Consider the following 21,800-nt stretch of genomic DNA (forward strand, 5'->3'; position numbering starts at 1 on the left):
GAAAACCGGGGACCGGCGGTGAGCCGGGGCATATGTGCAGACGGCGGCGACCACTCCAAAGGCGTGGCCGCCATCGGCATAGGGATCAGGCGCCCTTGGCCTGAGCCATCACTTCCTCGGCGAAGTTTTCCACTTTTTTCTCGATGCCTTCGCCCACCTCGAAACGGACAAAGCGGACAACCTGAGCCTGGGCGTCCTGCAGCAACTTGGCAACCGTGCTGTCAGGGTTCTTGACGAAGGGCTGACCCACCAGGGTGATTTCTGCCAGGTACTTGCGGATGCGACCTTCCACCATCTTTTCGATGATTTCCGCCGGCTTGCCACTTTCCTCGGCCTGGGCGCGGAAGATACTGGCTTCCTGTTCCAGCAGGGCCTGGGGAACCTGGGACTCATCCACACAGACCGGACGGCTGGCAGCGATGTGCATGGCCACATCACGTACCAGGTCATCATGTCCACCGTTCATTTCCACCAGCACACCGATGCGGGTGCCATGCAGGTAATGACCCAGACGACCGTCGGTGTTGATCACTTCAAAGCGACGCACCTGGATATTTTCGCCAATTTTGGCCACCAAAGCGGCACGGATGTCTTCCAGGGTGCCCTCCGGGGTGGACAGGGCCATCAGAGCCTCCACATCGGCGGGGGTCTGGGCCACCAGGGTGTCAGCCACCAGACGCACAAAGCGCTGGAAGTTTTCATCCTTGGCCACGAAGTCAGTCTCGCAGTTCACTTCCACGATGGCAGCCCGCCGACCGTCTTCGCTGGCGGCGACCATCACCTGACCTTCAGCGGCGACCCGGCCTGCTTTCTTCACGGCCTTGGCGGCACCGGACTTGCGCATCTGCTCAATCGCAGCTTCCATGTCACCACCGGCTTCGGTCAGCGCCTTTTTGCATTCCATCATGCCTGCGCCAGTACGTTCGCGCAGTTCTTTGACCATGGATGCAGTAATCTGCATGGTATTACTCCTGAATCATATCGGGTGTCACCAGGGCCGACCCGGAATCAGGAGCGGCCCTGGCGGTCTATTATTTATCAGCGACGGGCTCAGCGGCAGGCTGGGCGGCGGGCTGGGCAGCAGCAGCGGCGTCTTCCACTTCGACAAATTCGTTGGCGGCGCTGGCACGGGCCACGTTCAGGCCATCACCCACAGCGTCAGCCGCAGCGGTCAAATACAGCTGGATGGCGCGCATGGCGTCATCATTGCCGGGAATCACATAGTCCACCCCATCGGGGGAATTGTTGCTGTCTACCACGGCCACCACCGGAATGCCCAGTTTACGGGCTTCGCTGATGGCAATGCGCTCGTAGCCCACATCAATCACGAACATGGCATCGGGCAGGCCCGGCATGTCCTTGATCCCGCCCAGACTGCGCTCCAGTTTATCCATCTCGCGGGTGCGCATCAGCGCTTCCTTCTTGCTCAGGCGATTGAGGGTACCGTCTTCCCGCATGGCCTCCAGTTCCTTGAGACGGCGAATGGATTCGCGCACGGTCTTGAAATTGGTCAGCATTCCGCCAAGCCAGCGATGGTTGACGTAGGGCATCTTGCACCGGCGGGCCTGTTCAGCCACCAGGTCACGGGCAGAGCGCTTGGTGCCGACAAACATGATCTTGCCGCCATTGGCAGCCATCTTGCCCATGTAGTTCATGGCATCGTTGAAAAGGGGCAGGGTCTTTTCAAGATTGATAATGTGAATCTTGTTGCGATGACCGAAGATATACTGGTCCATTTTCGGGTTCCAGTAACGGGTCTGGTGACCGAAATGGACACCGGCTTCGAGCATTTGACGCATGGTTACATTGGGCATGAGGATCTCCTTAGGGTTGAGCCTCCATACGCCCCGAACAGCAACCCCTTTGACAGGGCACCCCGCTGCACGTGTCGGCGCATGTGTGGATTTTGGAAAAGGTCGGATGAACTGCCGCGCCCGCATATCCGGTTTGCATGGAGCGCGGGCGCTTTATACCATAATCGGTCCTTCACAACAAACGCATGGCGCCGGCCATCGCGTGTCACCCCGGACCTTCCCCAGCATGCCTGTCACCATCAAGACCCCGGAAGAAATCGAGAAAATGCGCCTGGCGGGCCGCTGTGCCGCCGAGGTTCTGGAAATGATCGTCCCCCATGTACAGGCGGGCGTCACCACCGGCGAACTGGACCGACTCTGCCACGACCACATCACCCAGGTGCAGCAGGCCATTCCTGCGCCGCTGAACTATCGGGGCTTTCCCCGGTCCATCTGCACATCCATCAATCATCAGGTTTGCCACGGCATCCCCGGCGACCGTCGTCTCAAGGACGGCGACATCATCAACGTCGATGTCACCGTGATCCGGGACGGCTATCATGGCGACACCAGCCGCATGTTCATCATCGGCAAACCCTCGGTGCAGGCCCAGCGGGTGGTGGACGTGGCCCATGAGGCCCTGTGGCGCGGCATCAACATGGTGGCCCCTGGTGTGCGGCTGGGGGACATCGGTCACGCCATCCAGAGCTATGTGGAAGGGGAGCGTTTCAGTGTGGTACGGGAATACTGTGGTCATGGTATTGGTCGGGAGTTTCATGAAGACCCCCAGGTGCTGCACTTTGGACGTCCGGGGGACGGGGTGGAACTCAAACCCGGCATGACCTTCACCATCGAACCCATGGTCAACGTGGGCAAGCGTCATACCCGCCTGCTGGCCGATGGCTGGACTGTGGTCACCAAGGACCATAGCCTGTCTGCCCAATGGGAACATACCCTGCTGGTGACCGAAGACGGTTATGAAGTCCTCACCCTGCGCCGGGACGAAACCCGGATTGGCTAAGTCTTCCATGAGCCTGATTCCCCTGCCGGACCACATGGCCCACCGCCTGGACTGGGGGGCCGTCTGTGCAGACCTTGACCAGGAACAACCACCGAACCGGCAACGGTATGCGGCCCTCGTGACCCGGATGCGTCAGGATCTGGAAACAGCCTTTACCGATGGGGTGGACGTGGCCGATCTGGTCCATGCCCGTGCCATCGCCATGGATCACCTGCTGGTGGCCGCATGGAAAGCCCTGTTGCTCCATCAACAACCCGGTCTGGGGCTGGTGGCGGTGGGCGGTTATGGACGGCGGGAACTACATCCCGGTTCGGATATCGACATTCTGGTGCTGTTCGAGGCCCCCCTTGACCGGGATCAGGAAGAAGGGATTGGGCAGTTTTTGACCTTTCTCTGGGACATTGGCCTGGAGGTGGGTCACAGTGTACGCACCCTGGATGACTGCACCCGGGAGGCCGCCAGGGACATCACCGTGGCCACCAACCTGCTGGAAGCACGCCCCCTGTTCATGCCGCCAGAGCGGTTTGCTGCCCTGCAGGCACGGATTTCCCCGGCGCGCATGTGGAACAGCCGGGATTTTTTTGCCGCCAAGCTGGCAGAACAGGAAGCCCGCCATCAGCGGTTCGGAGAAACCGCCTACCGGCTGGAACCCAATCTCAAGGAAGGCCCCGGTGGTCTGCGGGATATTCAGATGATCGGCTGGGTCACCCAGCGCCATTTCGGTGCCGGCGCTCTGGCAGAGCTGGTTTCCCACGGCTTTCTCACCGAAGCGGAATGTCACGATCTGGTGGCCGGGCAGGGCTACCTGTGGCGGGTGCGCTTTGCCCTGCACATGCTCAGTGGCCGCCGGGAAGATCGGCTGCTGTTTGATTATCAACGCCGCCTTGCCCAGCTGCTGGGGTTTACCGACCAGGATCACAATCTGGCGGTGGAACAGTTCATGCAGCAATATTTCCGCACCGTGATGGCTCTGGAACGCCTCAACGAAATGCTGCTGCAACATTTCAGTGAGGCCATCCTGCTGGAGGACCACGGTGACGAGGTGGTGCCCATCAACCGCCGTTTTCAGGCCCGCCGAGGGTTTTTGGAGATCACCCATCCCCAGGTGTTCCGCCAGCATCCGCCGGCCCTGCTGGAAACCTTTTTACTGTTACAGCAACACCCGGAACTCAAGGGTATCCGGGCCTCCACCATCCGGGAGATCCGTGCCCATCGCCACCTGATCGACGACGATTTTCGCAACCACCTCACCTGCCGCACCCTGTTCATGGATATCCTGCGTCAGCCCCACGGGGTCACGCAACAATTACGCCGCATGAACCGCTACGGGGTATTGCCGGCCTATCTGCCCGCTTTTGGCCTGATCGTGGGCCGGATGCAGTATGACCTGTTCCATATCTACACCGTGGATGAACATATTCTGGGCGTCATCCGCAATCTCAGACGTTTTGCTGTCGCAGAAAAGGACAGCGAGTTGCCCGAATGTGCCCGATTGTTTCGTCAGATTCCCCGGCCTGAATTACTCTATCTGGCAGGGCTGTTCCATGATATTGCCAAGGGCCGTGATGGTGATCATTCCGAACTGGGGGCCGATGAGGCACGCACCTTCTGCCTGCACCATGGCCTGTCGGTCCATGACGCCAATCTGGTGGCCTGGCTGGTAAAAGCCCATCTGCTCATGTCCCTGACTGCTCAACGGCGGGACATTTCCGATCCGGGAGTGGTCATGGCATTTGCCGGCCAGGTGGGAAACAGCATGCGTCTGCATCATCTCTATCTGCTGACCGTGGCGGACATTCAGGGCACCAATCCACAACTCTGGAACGCCTGGAAAAATGCCTTGCTCTCCAGCCTTCTCAGCTCTACCCAGCGCATGCTGCGCCGCGGCCTGGACAATCCGCCGGACCAGGACGAACTGGTGGGCGAGGTACAGACCCATGCCCTGGAACTGCTCCAGGCACAGGGCATGGCGGCCTCCGACTGCCTGCGGATCTGGGGCCATTTCGACGCGGAATACTTCCTGCGCCATTCCGCCGACGAGATCGCCTGGCACACCCGCGCCATCCATGAGGTGGATGAAGCGGACCTGCCCCTGGTCCTGGTGCGCCAGGAAACCGCCCGTGGCAGCACCGAGATCTTCCTCTACACCCAGGATCACCCCCATCTCTTTGCCCTGACCGCCACCGCCCTGACCCAGCTGGGACTGGACATCGTGGATGCCAGGATCATCACCACCCGCACCGATCGCACCCTGGATACCTTCCTGGTACTGGAAGACACCGGTCAGCCCATCGCCAGTGCCGAGCGGGTCCAGGAGATCGGCCGACTGCTGCGGGAAAGACTCAACGATCCGGACAAGCGCCCCGGAGTCATCCGGCGCACCACCCCGCGCCGGCTCAAGCATTTCGACGTGGCCACCCAGGTGAGCTTCGATCCCCTGCCCCACCACAACCGCACGGTACTGTCCATTTCCACCGCCGACCGGCCGGGACTGCTGTCACGGATCGGCATCGTGCTGATGGACTGCGGGGTCAAGGTCTACAATGCCAAGATCGCCACCGCCGGCGAGCAGGCCGATGACGTATTCTACGTCACCGAGCTCAATGACCAGCCCATCCAGGACCCGGAACGACGGCAGCTGATCGCAGATCGCCTGCGGGAGGCACTGCAGGACCCGCCCCCCCAGACCACATGAAGACCACCGGACCGGTGGAATTATGGCGTATACTGTCGCGCCGCTTAACGACCACCGACGATAGGGCACGATGAATCCCGATCTGGATCGACTGCAACCCTACCCTTTCCAGAAGCTGGCCGCCCTCAAGCAGGGTGTAACACCCCCGGCCGCACTGGGACACATCGCCCTGTCCATTGGCGAACCCCGACACGCCGCGCCCGCCGTGGCCCGGGAGGCCCTCATCGCCCATCTGGACGGCCTGTCGGGCTATCCCCTCACCCGGGGTTCGGATGCCCTGCGCGAGGCCATCGCCGGATGGGCCGGCCGACGTTTCGGCCTGCCCCCGGGTCTGCTGGACCCCCAGCATCATATCCTGCCCGTGAGCGGCACCCGGGAAGCCCTGTTCGCCCTGGCCCAGTGCGTGGTGGACCGCGGCCGGCAACCGGCGGAAGTCTTCATGCCCAATCCGTTCTACCAGATCTACGAAGGGGCCGCCCTGCTGGCCGGCGCCAGACCCCGCTTCATGGACCTGTTGCCGGAGCAGGGCTTTTTGCCGGACCTGGATGCCGTCACGCCGGCCCAGTGGGACCGCTGCCAGCTTTTGTACCTGTGCAGCCCGGGCAATCCCAGCGGTAGCGTGATGCCGGAAGATTACCTGGTGCGGGTGCTGGAACTGGCCCATCGCCATGACTTCATCATCGCCGCGGACGAGTGCTATTCCGAGATCTATTTCAACCACCAGCCACCACCGCCGGGCCTGCTTGGGGTCGCGGCCCGACACCAGGGCGACTTCAACCGGGTGGTGGTCTTCCACAGCCTGTCCAAGCGCTCCAACCTGCCGGGACTGCGTTCCGGCTTCGTGGCCGGTGATGCCCAGGTCATGACGGCCTTTCATCAATACCGGACCTACCACGGCTGCAGCATGGCGCCTCCGGTACAGGCGGCCAGCATCGCGGCCTGGAATGACGAAACCCACGTGGCGGAAAACCGGGATCTCTATGGCCGCAAGTTCGATGCCGTCCTTGAAATCCTGAGTGATGTCCTACCCGTGAGCCGGCCCGACGCGGGCTTCTATCTGTGGCCGGAAGTCCCCATGGATGACGCGCATTTTGCCCGCGAACTCTTTGCCCGCCAGAACATCACCGTCCTGCCCGGCAGTTATCTGTCCCGGGACACCGCCGCCGGCAACCCCGGCCGCAACCGGGTGCGCATGGCCCTGGTGGCCCCCCTGGCGGAATGTGTGGAAGCCGCCCAGCGCATCCGGGCGTTCCTGACGGATCACTGAATCAGCCGATCCCCGGCGATACATCACCCTTATCACGTTCCTATCAGCGGAGTGTTTCCATGACCGATATCCAGACCCTCATCGAAGACGCCTTTGAAAGACGCGTCGAGATCAACCCGCGCAATGCCGACACCCGCCTCAAGGATGCGGTGATGGAAGCCATCGACATGCTGGACCGGGGCACCGCCCGGGTGGCCGAAAAGCGTGACGGCCAGTGGGTGGTGAACGAGTGGCTCAAGAAGGCCGTGCTGCTGTCGTTCCGCATCAACGACAACCAGCTCATGAAGGGCGGCTTCACCAATTACTACGACAAGGTGGACGCCAAGTGGGCCGACAGCAATTCCCGGGAACTGCGGGAGAGCGGCGTGCGCATCGTGCCGCCCGCCACCGCCCGGCGCGGCGCCTACATCGCCCCCGGCGTGGTGCTGATGCCCTCCTACGTGAACATCGGCGCCTATGTGGATGCCGGCACCATGGTGGACACCTGGGCCACCGTGGGTTCCTGCGCCCAGATCGGCAAGAACGTGCACCTCTCCGGGGGCGTGGGCATCGGCGGCGTGCTCGAACCCCTGCAGGCATCCCCCACCATCATCGAGGACAACTGCTTCATCGGCGCCCGTTCCGAAGTGGTGGAAGGGGTGATCGTGGAGGAAGGCTCGGTGATCTCCATGGGGGTCTACATCGGTCAGAGCACCCGCATCTATGACCGGGAGAAGGACGAAGTGAGCTACGGCCGCATCCCCGCCGGCTCGGTGGTCGTATCCGGCAACCTGCCGTCCAAGGACGGCAAGTACAGCCTCTACTGCGCCGTGATCGTGAAGCGGGTGGATGAAAAAACCCGCTCCAAGGTGGGCATCAACGAACTGTTGCGGGATCTCTGACCCCGCTTCAGGGGCGGTCCGGGGGCGGGGATTCCCGCGCCCGCCGCCGCGCCGCCAGGGCGCGGCGCACCGACAGGATCTGCCATCCGCACAGACCCAGCAGCACGGCGGCGGTCAGCAGTCCCTTGCCCAGGACCAGGGTGGTGGTGTCGATCATGACGGCACTGCCTCGCAGGTTCAGGCCCGGACGAACAGTGCCATGGACTCCACATGGGCCGTATGGGGAAACATGTCCATGACACCGGCGGCCACCAGACGATACCCGTGCTGGTGAACCAGTTCCCCCGCATCCCGCGCCAGAGTGGCCGGATTGCAGGACACATAGACCATGCGCTCGGCCCCCAGACGGGCCAGCGGCGCCAGCACTTCCCTGGCCCCGGAACGGGGCGGGTCCAGCAGCACCCGGTCCACCGGCCCCGACAGCCAGGGGGCGTTGCCCGGATCGGCGGCCAGATCGGCGGCATGGTAGCGGGTATTGTCGATGCCGTTTTCGACCGCATTGCGGCGCGCCCGTTCCACCATAGCCCCATCCCCTTCCACGCCGATGACTTCCCGCGCCATCCCCGCCAGGGGCAGGGTGAAATTGCCCAGACCACAGAACAGATCCAGTACCCGGTGTTCTGGCGCCACCGCCAGCAGGGACAAGGCCCGCGGTACCATGGCCCGATTGATGGGGGTGTTCACCTGGAAAAAATCCACCGGGGCAAACGGTACCCGGGTGCCGTACCCGGGATGGCCATAGGTCAGCGCTGGCGGCGAGGTCGGCCACAGGGGGGTGATGGTCTCCGGGCCTGCGGGCTGCAGCCAGACCTGCAACCCGGTGTCCTCACCAAAATCTCTCAGGATTGCCTGATCCCCGGCATCCAGCGGGTCCAGATTGCGAAACACCAGGGCCACCTGGTCGGCGTCATCCACCGCCACCTCGATCTGGGGAATGCGGTCCCGGGCCCGTAGCCGGCCCATCAGCTCCCGCAGCACCATGATCCGCTGCCCCACCGCCGGATGCAGCACCTCGCAGGTGGTCAGGGCCGCCAGGTAGGGGCTGCCCTTTTCCCGGAAACCCACCAGCACACCCCCCTTTTTCGGCACATGCTTCACCCCCAGGCGGGCCTTGCGGCGATAGCCCCAGACCGGGCCGGTGATGGGCGTCAGGATCTCATCCGGGGCCACGTCACCGATATGCCGCAGATCGTCCAGCAGGACCTGCTGCTTGGCCCGCACCTGGGCCGCCGGGTCCATGTGCTGCAGAGCACAGCCGCCGCACAGGCCGAAATGGGGGCAACGGGGTTCCACCCGGTCCGGCGAGGCTTCCAGCACCGCCTCCACCCGCCCCTCGTCATAGCGCCGATGCTGCTTGTGATAGTGGAAGGTGACGGTTTCCCCGGGCAGGGCACCGTCGATGAAGACGGTCTTGCCCTCGATGCGGGCAACGCCCCGGCCTTCGTGGGTGATGGCGTCAATATGGGTCTGGACTGCCGCCTGGGGCAGCCGGGATCGGCGTCGGGAACTCATGGATGTGATCGGTCGATTCAGGTGGAGGAAGCGGAGGCACCCTGCCAGGCTGCCAGAAATGCCTGCAGATGGGACTGGGATGCGGCGGCCAGCATCTCGGCCAGGCGGGTCTGTTCCCGGGCCAGCCCTTCAGGACTCAGACGACCCCGCAGGTGCTCGAAACGCAGGTAAATCAGATAGGTATTGAGGACGTCGGTTTCACAGTAATGGCGGATGCCCTGGATATCCCCGGCCAGCCAGGCACCCCAGACCTGGGCACCCCCCATGCCCATCTTGCCGGGAAAGCCCAGCAGGGAAGCCACCTCGTCCAGGGGGGCATTGGCCCGCATCTGAAAACCCGCCAATACGTCCATCAAATCCAGATGACGCCAGTGGTAGCGGGAGAGGTAGTTGTTGTAACGGAAATTGCGATCGTCATCGCCGGTATCCCAGTAACGGGGGGCCGATACCCCATGCAGCAGGCTGCGGTAATGGAGCACCGGCAGATCAAAGCCGCCGCCGTTCCAGGTCACCAGAGTGGGGGCATAGCGCTCGATACCCTCGAAAAAGCGCCGCACCAGTTCCGCCTCGTCGGACTCCGGCCCACCCAGGGACCAGACCTTGAGCTGATCCCGGGTGGCCAGCACCACGGAGATGGCCACCACCCGATGCAGGTGATGGGCCAGAAACTCACTGCCGGTCTTCTGCAGCCGCAACTGGAACATGGCCTTGGCGGTGTCCTCGTCACCGAGCCCTTCCAGACCCAGGAGCCGGCGGCCACTGGCCACGTCGGGAATGGTCTCGATATCGAACACCATCACCGGTTCAGATAATGCCACGCTCATGCAGGATAGACCCCGGTGGAAATGTACCGATCCCCCCGGTCGCAGATGATGGCCACGATCACCGCGTTGTCCACATCCGCCGACAGGCGCAGGGCAGCCGCCACCGCCCCCCCTGAGGACACACCGGCAAAAATACCCTCTTCCGCAGCCAGACGACGCATGGTGTCTTCTGCCGCTTTCTGACTGATATCCAGCACCTGATCCACCCGGGCCGGTTCATAAATCCGGGGCAGATAGGCCTCGGGCCAGCGCCGGATGCCGGGAATGGCGGCCCCTTCTTCTGGTTGTACCCCGATGATTTGCACATCGGGGTTTTGTGCCTTGAGATAACGGGAGACCCCCATGATGGTGCCGGTGGTGCCCATGGCGCTGACAAAATGGGTGACTTTACCCTCGGTATCCCGCCAAATCTCCGGCCCGGTGGTTTCGTAGTGCGCCGAGGGATTGTCCGGGTTGGCAAACTGGTCCAATACCCGTCCCTTACCTTCCGCCTGCATCTGCTGGGCCAGATCCCGGGCGCCTTCCATGCCCTCTGCCTGGCTTACCAGAACGATCCGGGCGCCAAAGGCCTTCATGGTGGCCCGTCGTTCTTCACTCATGTTTTCCGGCATCACTAAAATCATCGGATACCCCTTGATGGCGGCTGCCATGGCCAGGGCAATGCCTGTATTGCCACTGGTGGCCTCGATCAGGGTATCACCAGGACAGATGTCCCCCCGGGCTTCGGCCCGTTGTATCATGCGCAAGGCTGGACGGTCCTTGACCGAACCCGCCGGGTTATTGCCCTCCAGTTTGGCCAAAATGGTATTGCTGGTCTGTCCCGGCAAACGCTGTAAACGGACCAGGGGCGTATTGCCCACGAAGGATTCCAGGGTCGGATGATTCATGCAAATACAACCTCAAAAGACGGACCCCATTATAAACATGCCGCCAGGGGGATTAGAACGACAGCGCCCCCCCAGCCAACCACGGCTCTGGTCCATGATTTTGTTGCTTTGGGCACTGAGCTGGCCAATGCTGACCCTGGGTGCCGACAGTCCATCCCATTTGCCCCGAACCCTGTTTCTCGCCAGTGAGGACAGCCTGCCCCATCAGCAGGCCTACGCCCCCCTGCGCCAGGGACTGTCCCATCCGGCGCCCCTGTTCGTCGCAATCACATCACCAGAAGCCCAGCATTGGCTGCATCACTTCGACTGCCACCAGTGTCTGATCATCACCTCTGGCCCGGCGGCCTTGAAAAAAACACTGGAAACCACCCGGCAGGCCCAGGTGCTCAGCATCATGATTACCATGAATCAGCACCAGCAGCTGTTACAGCATCTGGATCACAATGAACGTTTTGCTGCCCTGTTCATGGACCTGCCCCTGACGCAGCGACTGGAGATTGCAAAACAGCATATCCCCATGCTCAGACAATTCACCATGGTGACCAGCCCGCAGGATCAGGCCCACCGGATGGACTGGCCAGACAACCTGACTGTGTTCATACACGACCCCAAACAGCATCTGCTGGAACCCTTTATCCATGCTGCCCGCCACGGGGATGCCATCGTAACCCAGCCCGACCGGGATATTTACAATGCCAAAACCCTCATCAGCATCATGATGACCACTTACCGCCTGGGTATCCCCCTGATCGGTCATTCGGAAGCCCTGCACCGGGCCGGGGCCATGCTATCCATTTATGCCGATCCGGAAATGCTCGGCAAAGAAGCCCTGGCACTGCTACGGGAACAGGCGCCATACACCACACAGCCCCTGCCACAACGACATACCACCCGCTATCAGGTGGTGATTAATCACCAGATGGCCCGATCACTGCAGATTCATGTGGAAACCCCCTGATGCACTGGGGTATCCGGCAACGCATCCTGACCCTGTCCCTGCTGCCTACCTTGTTTGTAGCCCTGCTGCTGACCCTGCATTGGGTGGGCATCAAAATACTGGAACTGGACAAGCAACTGCTGGATCGGGGCGAAACTCTGGTGGCCTTTTTGGGGCCGGCTGCCGAATACGGCGTCATCTCTGGCAATCAGGCTTACCTGGAAGCCATCACCGCCAAGGCCCGCGCCCAGCCCGACATGATCGGAATCCTGATCCAGGATTACGACGGCACCCTGATTTACGAATACCAGGGCACTGCCGATGCTGTTGAGGTGCCCCGCTGGCAACGATGGATGGCCCGACAGCTGTTCACTGAGCGCATTGTGCATTTTCGGCGGGACATCCACCTCTCTGCCCTTGACCCGCGCCATCTGTCCCTGATGAAGGAAGAAGAGATCATCTGGCAGGATGAGCGCCCCATTGGCAGCGTTCAGATCACCCTGAGCAATCTGCCCATCAGCCTGCAACAGGTGCAGTGGATCATGCAAAGCCTGGGACTCACCGTTTTGGTGATCATCGGCCTGTTTTTACTGATTCCTCATCTTTCCCTGTCCCTGTCCCGCCCCCTGGAAAAGATTGCCGCCACGGTGAAACAGATCGACCAGGGCGACCTTGCCGCCCGCAGTCGGGCACGGGTCGGCGGCGAAATCGGGGGACTGCAAAAGGGTATCAACAGCATGGCCGACAGCATCGAACGTTCCCATCAGGTGATGCTGGAACAGATTCATGCCGCCACGGTCAGTCTGCGGGATCAACTGACCCTGATCAACACCAAAAACCGGGAGTTGCTCCAGGCCCAGGAACAGGCCGACCTGATCAACCAGCGCAAAACCCGGTTTCTGGCCAGTATCAGCCACGAACTACGCACGCCCTTAAGTGCCATCAAGGGTTATGCAGAACTGCTCAGCCAGCAGGGTAACCTGGATGAACAGGAGCGAAGCTGGATCACCACCATCGAGGCCGTCAGCCGGGACAGCCTGCAACTGGTCAACGATCTGCTGGATATTTCCCATATCGAAGCGGGCACCGTGGCCATCCACCACACCCGGTTCGACCTTAGACCCCTGGTTCTGGAAGTCATCAGCCTGTGTCGTCGGGGGGTGGCGGGAGATCGAAATGTGGACATCAGCCTGCTGATGAATCCCGCCACGCCGGTATGGATCAGTAGTGACCCCTTGCGGATCAAGCAACTGCTGACCAATGTGGTCACCAATGCCGTGAAATTTACCCGCAACGGTCATGTCATCGTCCGTGTCGGCCCTCACCCGGACCGGAGCGGGATGCTGGCCCTGTCGGTAGAAGATTTTGGTGCCGGCATCGAAGCAGAATACCTGGAGCGGATCTTTGAGCCGTTTTATCAAATCCACCGGGAAGCCCAGCCTGTTCACATCGGCTCCGGGCTGGGACTGAGCATTGCCCGGGGGCTGATCAGTATTCTCAACGGGGAACTGACAGTGGATAGCGAACCGGGGGAGGGGTGTATTTTCCATTTGCATATCCCGATCCATGTGGTCTCCCCCCCGCCAGATGACAGTGATCCGGAAAAATGGCAGGCGCCCATGGCCCTGCTGACCGATGATGCAGAAGTCTGCTTCATCGCCCAGGGCTGTCTACAGCGCCTGGGCCTGCACACCCAGTGTCAGATCGAGGTGGATGATTTTCTTCAGATGCTGGAAGACCACCCCAAAAGTCCGGGTCTGATCTGGCTGCGCCAACCGCCCCCGGTGCTGCTGGATGTGCTGATGAATCGGCAGACATTGGCCAGCCGGGTGATCCTGACAGCCTTCAATACCCTGGATATCTTCCAGCAAACCCAGCTACGCCGACAGGGCGTACTGCTGATCCCCCCCTACCTGACGGTGGACATGCTACAAGACCATCTCCGGCGCCAGCTCAGAACCACGCCCGAGATGGTGCCAGAACCGCCCAAATCCCCCTCGCCCCAGAATCAGACCCTGAGCGGCATCCGGGTGCTGGTGGCCGATGACAATGCCACCAATCGCCGACTGCTGTGCGAATTTGTGCATCACTGTGGCGCCCAGGCAGATGAAGCCGAACATGGAGAACAGGCCCTGCGACGCTATCTGGTCACCCGCCATGACCTGATTTTCATGGACATGCACATGCCGGTGATGGATGGCCTCCAGGCACTCAAGGCGATCCGGCGGGAGGCGCCTGGTGTAAAAATCGTCGCAGTGACGGCCGACGCCCAGGAAAACACCCACAACACACTGATGGCCAGCGGGTTTGATCATGTGCTGATCAAGCCGGCCTCCCAGGCTGATGTCATGGCCTGTCTGACCCGTTTCCCCAAGGATATTGCCACCGTCTCTCCGGTTTCCACCACGGGGGAAAAGGCCCGGCATGACCCCGCCCAGGCGCTACGCATGGCCGGTGGCTCACCCGCACTGGCCAGGGAACTGGCGACCCTGCTACTAAGGGATCTGCAACAGGCCCGCCGGGATCTGGATGATCCAGCCATCAAGCAGACGGTCCTGGTGAAGCTGGCCCATCAACTCAAGGGGGCATCCCGTTACTGTGCCACTGCTCGACTTGAAGCTGCAGCCAGCGCCCTGGAAAATGCCCTGCGAGATGGGGAGGATGCCACCATTCCCACATTGCGACAGGCCCTGCTCCAAGAGGTGGACGCCCTGCTGGCACTGGAAGCCCAGATGCTCAACCTGTGATGATGACAAACGCCAAAGCGTACTCCCGTTCATCGGACAGACTGATCTGAATCTCCCGCGCCCCCAGCGCGGCTGCCGTGACTGCAGCAGGACCGGACAGCTTCAGCAAAGGACGCCCGCTGACATCATGATCCACCTGGGCGTCCTCAAAACGCATCCGGGCCCCAATCCCTACCCCCAGCGCCTTGGAAACCGCTTCCTTGGCGGCAAAACGCCGGGCCAGGAAGGCGGCAGGCTGGGCAGCGGCGGTAAAATCGGCATACTCATCGGGATGCAGGATACGCCGGGCCAGACGCTCGCCGTGGCGCTCCAGCATTGCCGTGATACGCTGGATGCTGGTGATATCGGTGCCGATGCCAATCAGGCGCATGACCGTCCCGCATCCATGGCTGTACGCATCTGCACCACCGCTTCGTGGATGCCACAGAACAGAGCCTGGGCCACGATGGCATGGCCAATATTGAGTTCATGCAACTGGGGGATGGCGGCAATGGCGCCGACATTGTTGTAGTCCAGCCCATGACCGGCATTGACCGTCAAACCCATGGCCTGCCCATGGGCGGCAGCCTGGCGGATTCGCTCAAGCAACACAGCCCGACGCGCCGGATCTGTGGCCGAGGCGTAGGCACCGGTATGCAGTTCCACCACCGGAGCGCCGATGCGGGCTGCTGCATCCAGATGGGTCAGCTCCGGCTCCACGAACAAGGACACCTGAATACCCGCCTCCATCAGACCGGCGCAGTAATCCTGCAAACGGGCTTCGTGGGTCAACACATCCAGCCCGCCCTCGGTGGTGAGTTCCTGACGACGCTCGGGCACCAGGCAACAGGCCTGGGGACGCACCGCCAGGGCCATGGCGTGCATCTCCCCGGTAGCAGCCATCTCCAGATTCATGGCGGTCTGGATCACATCCCGCAGGCCATGCACATCTGCATCCTGGATATGACGCCGGTCTTCCCGCAGGTGCAGGGTAATAATATCGGCGCCGGCGGCCTCAATCAGGCTCACTGCCTGGGCCAGATCCGGATAGACAGTGTGGCGCTGCTGGCGAATGGTGGCGATATGATCGATATTAACCCCCAGGCGCAAGGGGCAAGGCACTGAATTCATGATGACATATCCGGTCGCCCGCGGGCGAAGAGTTGACGTGACACAATGGGTTTGCCATCCAGATGCTGCTCCAGCAACCCACGCAGCAGCCGCTTGGCCTGACGCTGATGGGCCGGGGCAACCAGGCGGTCGGTGAGCAGAGCCACCAGCGCCTCCCCCTGGATGGTCCGGGGAGATGAGGGTGTATCGTGGATATCGGCCTGTCGCACCCCCGAGAGGGAATCGACCCGATAAAGTTGCTGTGGTTCCAGGTCTTCGACCACCACATACTCCAGCCCTTCTCCCAGCAGGTTGAGCAGGGCCAGTTCATAGCGACGCAGAACAGGCTCCAGCGCCTGGTCTGGATCCCCCAGGGCAGACAGGGTAGCGGCATAGACCGCCAGAAATGCCGGCTGGGGGATATGCCGGGGCAGCAACCTGACCGCCAGTTCATTGATATACAGGCCACAAACCGCCCGGTTGCCCGTCAAGGACACCCCCCCCAAATCATCCCAACCCGTCAGGGTGGGCAATTGGCCACGGCCCCGAAAGGTCACTTCCAGGGGGGAAAACAGGGGGGGCCGCTGGCTTCGGGCGCCACGCAGGATGGCCCCCGTGCGCCCCTCGGTGGCGGTGAGCAGTTCCAGCAGCAGACTGGACTCCCGGTACGGGCGGGCATGGAGCACAAAGGCGATGGAACCGGAAACCGGAGTCACGGTTCCACGTCGATCCCCATGCGGCGAATGCCGTCGATATCGCCCTGCCAGCCCTCCCGCAACTTCACCCAGAGCTTGAGCATCACCTTGTGCTGGAGCATATCCTCCAGTTCATGCCGGGCGCCGGTACCCACCGCCTTGATCATGCGCCCACCTTTGCCAATGACAATGGATTTCTGGCTGTCCCGCTCTACCCAGATCACTGCCCCGATATGGATTGCAGCGCCGGTATCTTCCCAGGTGTCCACGTCCACCGAGGTGGCATAGGGGACTTCCTGCCCCAAACGCTCCAGCAACTGTTCCCGGATCACTTCGGCAACCCTGAAGCGCTGACTGCGATCGGTGATCTCGTCATCGGGAAACAGGTGGGGTCCAGCCGGCAACAGGGCCATCAGGGTGGTCAACAGAGGCTCCATATTCATCCCCCGCAGGGCGGACAAGGGGACCACATCATGGCTGTTGAGCTTGCCGCGCAATTGATCAATCAATGGCAGCAGGATGTCCTTGTCCTTGAGCTTGTCCACCTTGTTGATCACCAGCACCACCGGGCGGCCACTGGCAGCCAGCCAGCCGGCCAACTGCTCATCTCCCGCCTCCCAGCGACCGGCTTCCACCATAAATACCACAGCATCCACATCGTCCAAAGTGGCCCGGGCAGTGCGGTTGAGCACCTTGCCCAACAGTTTTGGGGTGGTCGGGTCCACTCCGGGGGTGTCCACCAGCACCAGCTGATCAGCCCCCTGGGTCACTACACCGCGAATACGGTGGCGGGTGGTCTGGGGCTTGCGGCTGGCGGCGGCGATCTTTTCTCCCACCAACTGATTGAGCAACGTGGATTTGCCCACATTGGGACGACCGACGATAGCCACATAACCACAGCGGGAGGGCATGTCTTTAGCTGTCATGGCTTGGAATTTATCAACCAAACTGCGGTTCCTCGGAATGGGTCAGGGCTGCAAAGGCCTTGACCGCGGCAGCCTGCTCGGCCCGGCGACGGCTGCTGCCCTCTCCGATCACCGAAATGTTGCAAGACTTGATGTGACAAGCCGCCTTGAAATGCTGATCATGGGGCTTGCCGGTGACTTCCAGCACCTGATAACTGGGAATATCCAGGCTCTTGCGCTGCAGCCACTCCTGGAGCCGGGTCTTGGGGTCCTTGAGGGCTTCTGCACTGGGTAAAGTGGCAAATCGCTGCTGATACAGGCGCAGTACAAAGTCTCGGGTGGTGGCAAAATCCGTGGCCAGATAGACCGCGCCGATAACTGCTTCCAGAGCATCCGCCAAAATGGAATCCCGCCGGTGCCCCCCGCTCTTGCGCTCTCCATCCCCCAAGCTCAGCAAAGTCCCCATGCCCTGATCACGGGCAATCCGGGCCAGACTATCCTGATTGACCAGTGCAGCCCGCAACCGACTCAGCTCTCCTTCCGGGGCCTGGGGGCGCAATGCAAACAGATGGTCGGCCACGATGAAGTTCAGGGCGCTATCTCCCAAGTATTCCAGTCGTTCATTATGACACTGGCCGGCACTACGGTGAGTCAGCGCCTGCCGAAGCAGGTCGGACCCCTGCAAGGATGCTGGCAACAGCGCCTCCAGTCCTGTGGTCTTGGTATGCATCAACAGCCCTATCTGGCCAGCACAAAACTACGGTCAAAAGTGACCACCGCGTCCACATTGCCCATCATGGGAGTTCGCACTTCATAGGTCACCCTCAGACTGCGCACTCCCCCCTGGTCAGTGGTGGTAAAATCTTCCCGACCAATCTGGGTGACCTTGTTGATGCGAAAGCGGCGCTCCAGATCAGGCCAGAGTTCACTCATACTCCGCTCGGCGGCCCCTGGTAAGGCGGCCACTTCCTTGATCACTGCCATTGCCGTTGAATGCTGACTATAAATCGGCACCAGCCTGATCCCGGCCATGGCGATAACCCCGACCATGGACACAATGATCAGCATATTGATCAGGCTTCGCCCTGATTCCTTACCTTTTTGCCTTGTTACCATATCCACGAACCATCAAATCAACTCTCAATGAATCAGCGAATCCGCGTCCCCAGACGACTGACATCCATTTCCCGGGCGCCATGATCCCAATGCATCCAGATGAACAACGCCTTGCCCACCAGATTCTCCTCGGGAACAAATCCCCAGAACCGGCTGTCGTTGCTGTTATCCCGGTTATCCCCCAGAGTAAAATACTGCCCCTCAGGGACGATGATCTCCCCTTCCACCGAAGGCCGGTCAGGCCACAGCAGCACCTGATGGGACACGCCATTGATCCGCTCTTCCATCAGATGGGCGCCGGTCATCACCGCACCGGAACCACTGCCCTCATAACGGCTCAGGAAAATCTGCTCCACCGGCACATCATTGATGTATAGCTGCTTGCCGTAGAACGCCACACGATCACCAGGCAGGCCCACAATGCGCTTGATGTAATCTTCCCTGGGGTTTTCCGGGTAACGAAAAACGGCCACATCCCCCCGGGCCGGCAACCCGGTATTGATCACACGGGTGCGTACCACCGGCAGGTGGATACCGTAGCTGTACTTGCTCACCAAAATGAAATCTCCCACCAGCAAGGTGGGCATCATGGAGCCGGAAGGGATGCGGAAAGGTTCGGCCACAAAGGCGCGCAGCACCAGCACAATCAGCAGTACAGGGAAAAAGGAGCGGGCATAGTCCACATACCAGGGTTCGGGGGGACGTCCCCCCTTGCCGGTATCCTCTGCACCCGCCCGGCGTAACCGGCGCCACCAAAGTACATCCGCCAGCCAGATCAGGCCGGTGATCAGGGTCCCAAGGACCAGAATCAGTTCCAGATCAAACGTCATGGGCTCTCCCCTGTCGGCACCCGAATACCCTGCTTATCCGATCAGTTCTTCTGATCCACCTGCAGCACCGCCAGAAAGGCTTCCTGGGGCACTTCCACCCGTCCGATCTGTTTCATCCGCTTCTTGCCTGCCTTTTGTTTTTCCAGCAGTTTGCGCTTGCGGCTGGCATCCCCGCCGTAGCACTTGGCAGTCACATTCTTGCGCAGGGCCTTGACTGTGGAACGGGCAATGATCTTGGAACCAATGGCCGCCTGAATCGCCACCTCAAACATCTGCCGGGGAATCAGTTGTGCCATGCGCTCGGTCAGATCCCGGCCCCGATACTGAGCCTGATCCCGATGGGTGATCACCGACAGGGCATCCACCCGATCACCATTGATGAGCACATCCACCTTCACCAGTGGCGCCGCCTGAAAACGGGTCAGAACATAGTCAAAGGAGGCATAGCCGCGGCTCACCGACTTGAGCCGATCGAAGAAGTCCAGGACCACTTCGGACATGGGCATGTCATAACCCAGGGAAATCTGGTTGCCCACATACTGCATCCGGGTCTGCACCCCGCGTTTTTCAACACACAGGGTAATCACCGCCCCCACATAGTCCTGGGGCACCAGGATACTGGCGTTGATAATGGGTTCACGGATCTCGGCCACCGTATTCACCGGCGGCAACTCTGCCGGGTTGTGGATGGACAGCACCTCGCCGGCAGTGGTCTCCACCTGGTAGATCACGGTGGGCGCAGTGGTGATCAAATCCAGGTCGTATTCCCGCTCCAGACGCTCCTGGATGATCTCCATGTGGAGCATGCCCAGAAAACCGCAACGAAACCCAAACCCCAGAGCCTGGGACGTTTCTGGCTCGTACTGCAAGGAGGCATCGTTGAGCTTGAGCTTGTCCAGGGCCTCCCGCAGGCTGTTGTAATCATCGGCACTCACCGGAAAGATGCCGGCAAATACTCTGGGCTGGACTTCCTTAAAGCCCGGCAAGGGGTGCTCGGCGGGCCGGTCGGCACCGGTCAGGGTATCCCCCACCTTGGCCCCGGTGATGTCCTTGATGGTGGCAATGACAAATCCCACCTGCCCCACCCCCAATGCCTCCTGGGGCGTGGGCTTGGGGGTGAATACCCCCACCTGATCCACCAGATGGGCACGGCCAGTAGACATGGCAATAATCTTCTGCTTGGGCCGCAGGGTGCCTTGCATCACCCGTACCAGAGCCACCACGCCCAGATAGTTATCAAACCAGGAGTCGATGATCAGGGCTTGCAGAGGGGCATCCGGGTCTCCCTGGGGAGGAGGAATACGGGCCACCAGCGCTTCCAGCAGATCGGGCACCCCGACGCCAGTCTTGGCACTGACATGGACGGCATCCCGGGCCTCGATGCCGATGATTTCCTCGATTTCATGGGCCACCCGCTCTGGCTCCGCCGCCGGCAGGTCAATCTTGTTGAGCACCGGCACCACTTCCAGCCCCTGGTCGATGGCCGTGTAGCAGTTGGCCACGCTCTGAGCCTCTACCCCCTGGGAGGCATCCACCACCAGCAGGGCACCTTCGCAAGCAGACAGGGAGCGGGATACCTCGTAGGAAAAGTCCACATGCCCTGGGGTATCAATGAAATTGAGCTGGTACTCCTGACCATCCCGGGCGGTATACATCAATGATACGCTATGGGCCTTGATGGTGATGCCCCGCTCTTTTTCCAGGTCCATGGAGTCGAGCACCTGCTCGGACATCTCCCGGTCTTCCAACCCGCCGCAGACCTGGATAAAACGGTCGGCCAAGGTGGATTTGCCGTGGTCGATATGGGCAATGATAGAAAAATTTCTGATTCTACTGATCTTGCAATCGCTGGATTGACGACTCATGGGGCCTGCTCGGGATAGGGGGCCCTGGCGCACAGGGTCCGGCCATGTACCCACTGGGTTGATCAAGATTTGGACTGCGCATTGTACAGACTCGGCCGGGGCAGTAACAGCAATCCCCCCATTTCCAGGGCGAGGGACTTAAACCCCCCCCCTTTTTCAGCGGTCGCAATACTGCAACCGCCTTCATGTAACCCCTTGAAACACGACATTTCCCGGAGAATTTATGACAGCACATCACCCCCCCCAGGCCCGGAAACTGGCAGAGCAGGCATGGATGGAGGATCGGGACCACATCCTCTGGCAACGTTGCCTGTTACTGGCAGACCAGGATGAAAACGCGGCCCGGGCCGCCTATCTGGACGAGGCCACCGCCCTGTTTGCCGCCCAACTGGAAGCGCAAGCCCAGGCAAAACAACCAGACCCGGCCTGGAAAAACCCGTGGCTTGGCGCCATCCTTCCAGCCCTGATGGCACTGGTCATCAGCGTTTTGTTCACTCTGGCCCAGTATCCCTTCCCGTTTGTGGCCTGGTCGATCCTGATGGGAATTGTCTTCGTTCCCTCGGCGGGCATCCTGGGCTATGTGGGCGCGTTTGCCCTGCGTTACCGACTGGAGTCCGGGTTTCGCGCAGCCCAAGGCCACCGGACCGAACGGATTGCAGTGATGGGGTTCATCGCCCTGGCCCTGGTGGGTGCCATCGGCACCTACAAGTTGGTCTACTGGCCCTATTGAACACCC

General features: G+C 61.2%; 21 protein-coding genes. 7 read left to right on the plus strand and 14 right to left on the minus strand.

Annotated features, from left to right (window positions below; translation table 11 throughout):
- Positions 1 to 85: 85 nt before the first annotated feature.
- Together tsf and rpsB are read right to left on the minus strand one after the other, a co-directional pair.
- Complete coding sequence (tsf, locus tag BMX62_RS06730) at positions 86 to 961, minus strand: translation elongation factor Ts (RefSeq protein WP_090206302.1); 876 nt, start codon at positions 959 to 961, stop codon at positions 86 to 88.
- Between the two features lie 70 nt (positions 962 to 1,031).
- Positions 1,032 to 1,814, minus strand: a complete 783-nt coding sequence (gene rpsB, locus BMX62_RS06735; protein WP_090206305.1) for a 30S ribosomal protein S2 — start codon at positions 1,812 to 1,814, stop codon at positions 1,032 to 1,034.
- Positions 1,815 to 2,040: 226 nt separating this feature from the next.
- On the opposite strand from rpsB, the gene map reads away from it, so the two are divergent.
- The 4 genes from map to dapD all read left to right on the plus strand — a co-directional run bounded on the left by map (position 2,041) and on the right by dapD (position 7,657).
- Complete coding sequence (map, locus tag BMX62_RS06740) at positions 2,041 to 2,814, plus strand: type I methionyl aminopeptidase (protein ID WP_090206309.1); 774 nt, start codon at positions 2,041 to 2,043, stop codon at positions 2,812 to 2,814.
- Positions 2,815 to 2,821: 7 nt separating this feature from the next.
- Entirely contained in the window at positions 2,822 to 5,509 is a 2,688-nt protein-coding gene (glnD, locus tag BMX62_RS06745) for a [protein-PII] uridylyltransferase (protein ID WP_090206312.1), read from the plus strand.
- A gap of 70 nt (positions 5,510 to 5,579) precedes the next feature.
- A complete protein-coding gene (gene dapC, locus BMX62_RS06750; RefSeq protein WP_090206315.1) occupies positions 5,580 to 6,776 on the plus strand; it encodes a succinyldiaminopimelate transaminase in 1,197 nt (398 codons plus the stop codon).
- 59 nt (positions 6,777 to 6,835) lie between these two features.
- Positions 6,836 to 7,657 carry a 2,3,4,5-tetrahydropyridine-2,6-dicarboxylate N-succinyltransferase gene (gene dapD, locus BMX62_RS06755; RefSeq protein ID WP_090206318.1) on the plus strand — a complete coding sequence of 274 codons (822 nt, stop codon included), beginning with the start codon at positions 6,836 to 6,838 and terminating at the stop codon, positions 7,655 to 7,657.
- A 7-nt stretch (positions 7,658 to 7,664) separates the two neighbouring features.
- Here the strand turns inward: dapD and BMX62_RS12825 are convergent, their stop codons facing one another.
- From BMX62_RS12825 to cysM, 4 genes are read right to left on the minus strand one after another with little or no spacing between them, the layout of a single operon-like run.
- A complete protein-coding gene (locus BMX62_RS12825; protein ID WP_156055378.1) occupies positions 7,665 to 7,814 on the minus strand; it encodes a hypothetical protein in 150 nt (49 codons plus the stop codon).
- 20 nt (positions 7,815 to 7,834) lie between these two features.
- Positions 7,835 to 9,169: a 23S rRNA (uracil(1939)-C(5))-methyltransferase RlmD gene (rlmD, locus tag BMX62_RS06760; RefSeq protein ID WP_090206320.1), complete on the minus strand. Its 1,335-nt coding sequence runs from the start codon at positions 9,167 to 9,169 to the stop codon at positions 7,835 to 7,837.
- Between the two features lie 17 nt (positions 9,170 to 9,186).
- Positions 9,187 to 9,993: a 3'-5' exonuclease gene (locus tag BMX62_RS06765; protein ID WP_238375889.1), complete on the minus strand. Its 807-nt coding sequence runs from the start codon at positions 9,991 to 9,993 to the stop codon at positions 9,187 to 9,189.
- Complete coding sequence (gene cysM, locus BMX62_RS06770) at positions 9,990 to 10,880, minus strand: cysteine synthase CysM (RefSeq protein ID WP_090206322.1); 891 nt, start codon at positions 10,878 to 10,880, stop codon at positions 9,990 to 9,992. The genes BMX62_RS06765 and cysM overlap by 4 nt, the downstream gene beginning before the upstream one ends.
- 94 nt (positions 10,881 to 10,974) lie before the next feature.
- Between cysM and BMX62_RS06775 the strand changes: the two genes are divergently transcribed.
- Positions 10,975 to 11,838, plus strand: coding sequence for a type 1 periplasmic-binding domain-containing protein (locus BMX62_RS06775; RefSeq protein ID WP_143339682.1), 864 nt, complete (start codon positions 10,975 to 10,977; stop codon positions 11,836 to 11,838).
- Positions 11,838 to 14,564, plus strand: coding sequence for an ATP-binding protein (locus tag BMX62_RS06780; protein WP_090206327.1), 2,727 nt, complete (start codon positions 11,838 to 11,840; stop codon positions 14,562 to 14,564). Before BMX62_RS06775 ends, BMX62_RS06780 begins: the two co-directional genes overlap by 1 nt.
- Here BMX62_RS06780 and acpS read toward each other — a convergent pair.
- The 8 genes from acpS to lepA all read right to left on the minus strand — a co-directional run bounded on the left by acpS (position 14,554) and on the right by lepA (position 21,064).
- Positions 14,554 to 14,934, minus strand: a complete 381-nt coding sequence (gene acpS, locus BMX62_RS06785) for a holo-ACP synthase (protein ID WP_090206330.1) — start codon at positions 14,932 to 14,934, stop codon at positions 14,554 to 14,556. The two genes, BMX62_RS06780 and acpS, sit on opposite strands and share 11 nt — an antisense overlap.
- Positions 14,925 to 15,674 carry a pyridoxine 5'-phosphate synthase gene (locus BMX62_RS06790; RefSeq protein ID WP_090206332.1) on the minus strand — a complete coding sequence of 250 codons (750 nt, stop codon included), beginning with the start codon at positions 15,672 to 15,674 and terminating at the stop codon, positions 14,925 to 14,927. Before BMX62_RS06790 ends, acpS begins: the two co-directional genes overlap by 10 nt.
- A complete protein-coding gene (gene recO, locus BMX62_RS06795) occupies positions 15,671 to 16,369 on the minus strand; it encodes a DNA repair protein RecO (protein WP_090206335.1) in 699 nt (232 codons plus the stop codon). The genes BMX62_RS06790 and recO overlap by 4 nt, the downstream gene beginning before the upstream one ends.
- Positions 16,366 to 17,274: a GTPase Era gene (gene era, locus BMX62_RS06800; protein ID WP_202906229.1), complete on the minus strand. Its 909-nt coding sequence runs from the start codon at positions 17,272 to 17,274 to the stop codon at positions 16,366 to 16,368. Before era ends, recO begins: the two co-directional genes overlap by 4 nt.
- Positions 17,275 to 17,287: 13 nt before the next feature.
- Positions 17,288 to 17,983, minus strand: coding sequence for a ribonuclease III (gene rnc, locus BMX62_RS06805; protein ID WP_090206341.1), 696 nt, complete (start codon positions 17,981 to 17,983; stop codon positions 17,288 to 17,290).
- An 8-nt stretch (positions 17,984 to 17,991) separates the two neighbouring features.
- Positions 17,992 to 18,321, minus strand: coding sequence for a DUF4845 domain-containing protein (locus tag BMX62_RS06810; RefSeq protein ID WP_238375891.1), 330 nt, complete (start codon positions 18,319 to 18,321; stop codon positions 17,992 to 17,994).
- A gap of 80 nt (positions 18,322 to 18,401) precedes the next feature.
- Positions 18,402 to 19,199, minus strand: a complete 798-nt coding sequence (lepB, locus tag BMX62_RS06815; RefSeq protein ID WP_090206347.1) for a signal peptidase I — start codon at positions 19,197 to 19,199, stop codon at positions 18,402 to 18,404.
- Between the two features lie 41 nt (positions 19,200 to 19,240).
- Positions 19,241 to 21,064 carry a translation elongation factor 4 gene (gene lepA, locus BMX62_RS06820; protein WP_090206350.1) on the minus strand — a complete coding sequence of 608 codons (1,824 nt, stop codon included), beginning with the start codon at positions 21,062 to 21,064 and terminating at the stop codon, positions 19,241 to 19,243.
- A gap of 223 nt (positions 21,065 to 21,287) precedes the next feature.
- On the opposite strand from lepA, the gene BMX62_RS06825 reads away from it, so the two are divergent.
- Complete coding sequence (locus tag BMX62_RS06825) at positions 21,288 to 21,794, plus strand: hypothetical protein (RefSeq protein WP_090206353.1); 507 nt, start codon at positions 21,288 to 21,290, stop codon at positions 21,792 to 21,794.
- Positions 21,795 to 21,800 lie beyond the last annotated feature (6 nt).

The organism is Ectothiorhodospira magna (assembly GCF_900110965.1).
In the GTDB taxonomy this organism is placed as follows: domain Bacteria; phylum Pseudomonadota; class Gammaproteobacteria; order Ectothiorhodospirales; family Ectothiorhodospiraceae; genus Ectothiorhodospira; species Ectothiorhodospira magna.

Excerpts from the sequence above, each read along its gene's own strand:
- tsf (WP_090206302.1), bottom strand. The coding sequence starts at position 961 with ATGCAGATTACTGCATCCATGGTCAAAGAACTGCGCGAACGTACTGGC.
- rpsB (WP_090206305.1), bottom strand. The coding sequence starts at position 1,814 with ATGCCCAATGTAACCATGCGTCAAATGCTCGAAGCCGGTGTCCATTTC.
- map (WP_090206309.1), top strand. The coding sequence starts at position 2,041 with ATGCCTGTCACCATCAAGACCCCGGAAGAAATCGAGAAAATGCGCCTG.
- glnD (WP_090206312.1), top strand. The coding sequence starts at position 2,822 with ATGAGCCTGATTCCCCTGCCGGACCACATGGCCCACCGCCTGGACTGG.
- dapC (WP_090206315.1), top strand. The coding sequence starts at position 5,580 with ATGAATCCCGATCTGGATCGACTGCAACCCTACCCTTTCCAGAAGCTG.
- dapD (WP_090206318.1), top strand. The coding sequence starts at position 6,836 with ATGACCGATATCCAGACCCTCATCGAAGACGCCTTTGAAAGACGCGTC.
- BMX62_RS12825 (WP_156055378.1), bottom strand. The coding sequence starts at position 7,814 with ATGATCGACACCACCACCCTGGTCCTGGGCAAGGGACTGCTGACCGCC.
- rlmD (WP_090206320.1), bottom strand. The coding sequence starts at position 9,169 with ATGAGTTCCCGACGCCGATCCCGGCTGCCCCAGGCGGCAGTCCAGACC.
- BMX62_RS06765 (WP_238375889.1), bottom strand. The coding sequence starts at position 9,993 with ATGAGCGTGGCATTATCTGAACCGGTGATGGTGTTCGATATCGAGACC.
- cysM (WP_090206322.1), bottom strand. The coding sequence starts at position 10,880 with ATGAATCATCCGACCCTGGAATCCTTCGTGGGCAATACGCCCCTGGTC.
- BMX62_RS06775 (WP_143339682.1), top strand. The coding sequence starts at position 10,975 with ATGATTTTGTTGCTTTGGGCACTGAGCTGGCCAATGCTGACCCTGGGT.
- BMX62_RS06780 (WP_090206327.1), top strand. The coding sequence starts at position 11,838 with ATGCACTGGGGTATCCGGCAACGCATCCTGACCCTGTCCCTGCTGCCT.
- acpS (WP_090206330.1), bottom strand. The coding sequence starts at position 14,934 with ATGCGCCTGATTGGCATCGGCACCGATATCACCAGCATCCAGCGTATC.
- BMX62_RS06790 (WP_090206332.1), bottom strand. The coding sequence starts at position 15,674 with ATGAATTCAGTGCCTTGCCCCTTGCGCCTGGGGGTTAATATCGATCAT.
- era (WP_202906229.1), bottom strand. The coding sequence starts at position 17,274 with ATGACAGCTAAAGACATGCCCTCCCGCTGTGGTTATGTGGCTATCGTC.
- rnc (WP_090206341.1), bottom strand. The coding sequence starts at position 17,983 with ATGCATACCAAGACCACAGGACTGGAGGCGCTGTTGCCAGCATCCTTG.
- BMX62_RS06810 (WP_238375891.1), bottom strand. The coding sequence starts at position 18,321 with ATGCTGATCATTGTGTCCATGGTCGGGGTTATCGCCATGGCCGGGATC.
- lepB (WP_090206347.1), bottom strand. The coding sequence starts at position 19,199 with ATGACGTTTGATCTGGAACTGATTCTGGTCCTTGGGACCCTGATCACC.
- lepA (WP_090206350.1), bottom strand. The coding sequence starts at position 21,064 with ATGAGTCGTCAATCCAGCGATTGCAAGATCAGTAGAATCAGAAATTTT.
- BMX62_RS06825 (WP_090206353.1), top strand. The coding sequence starts at position 21,288 with ATGACAGCACATCACCCCCCCCAGGCCCGGAAACTGGCAGAGCAGGCA.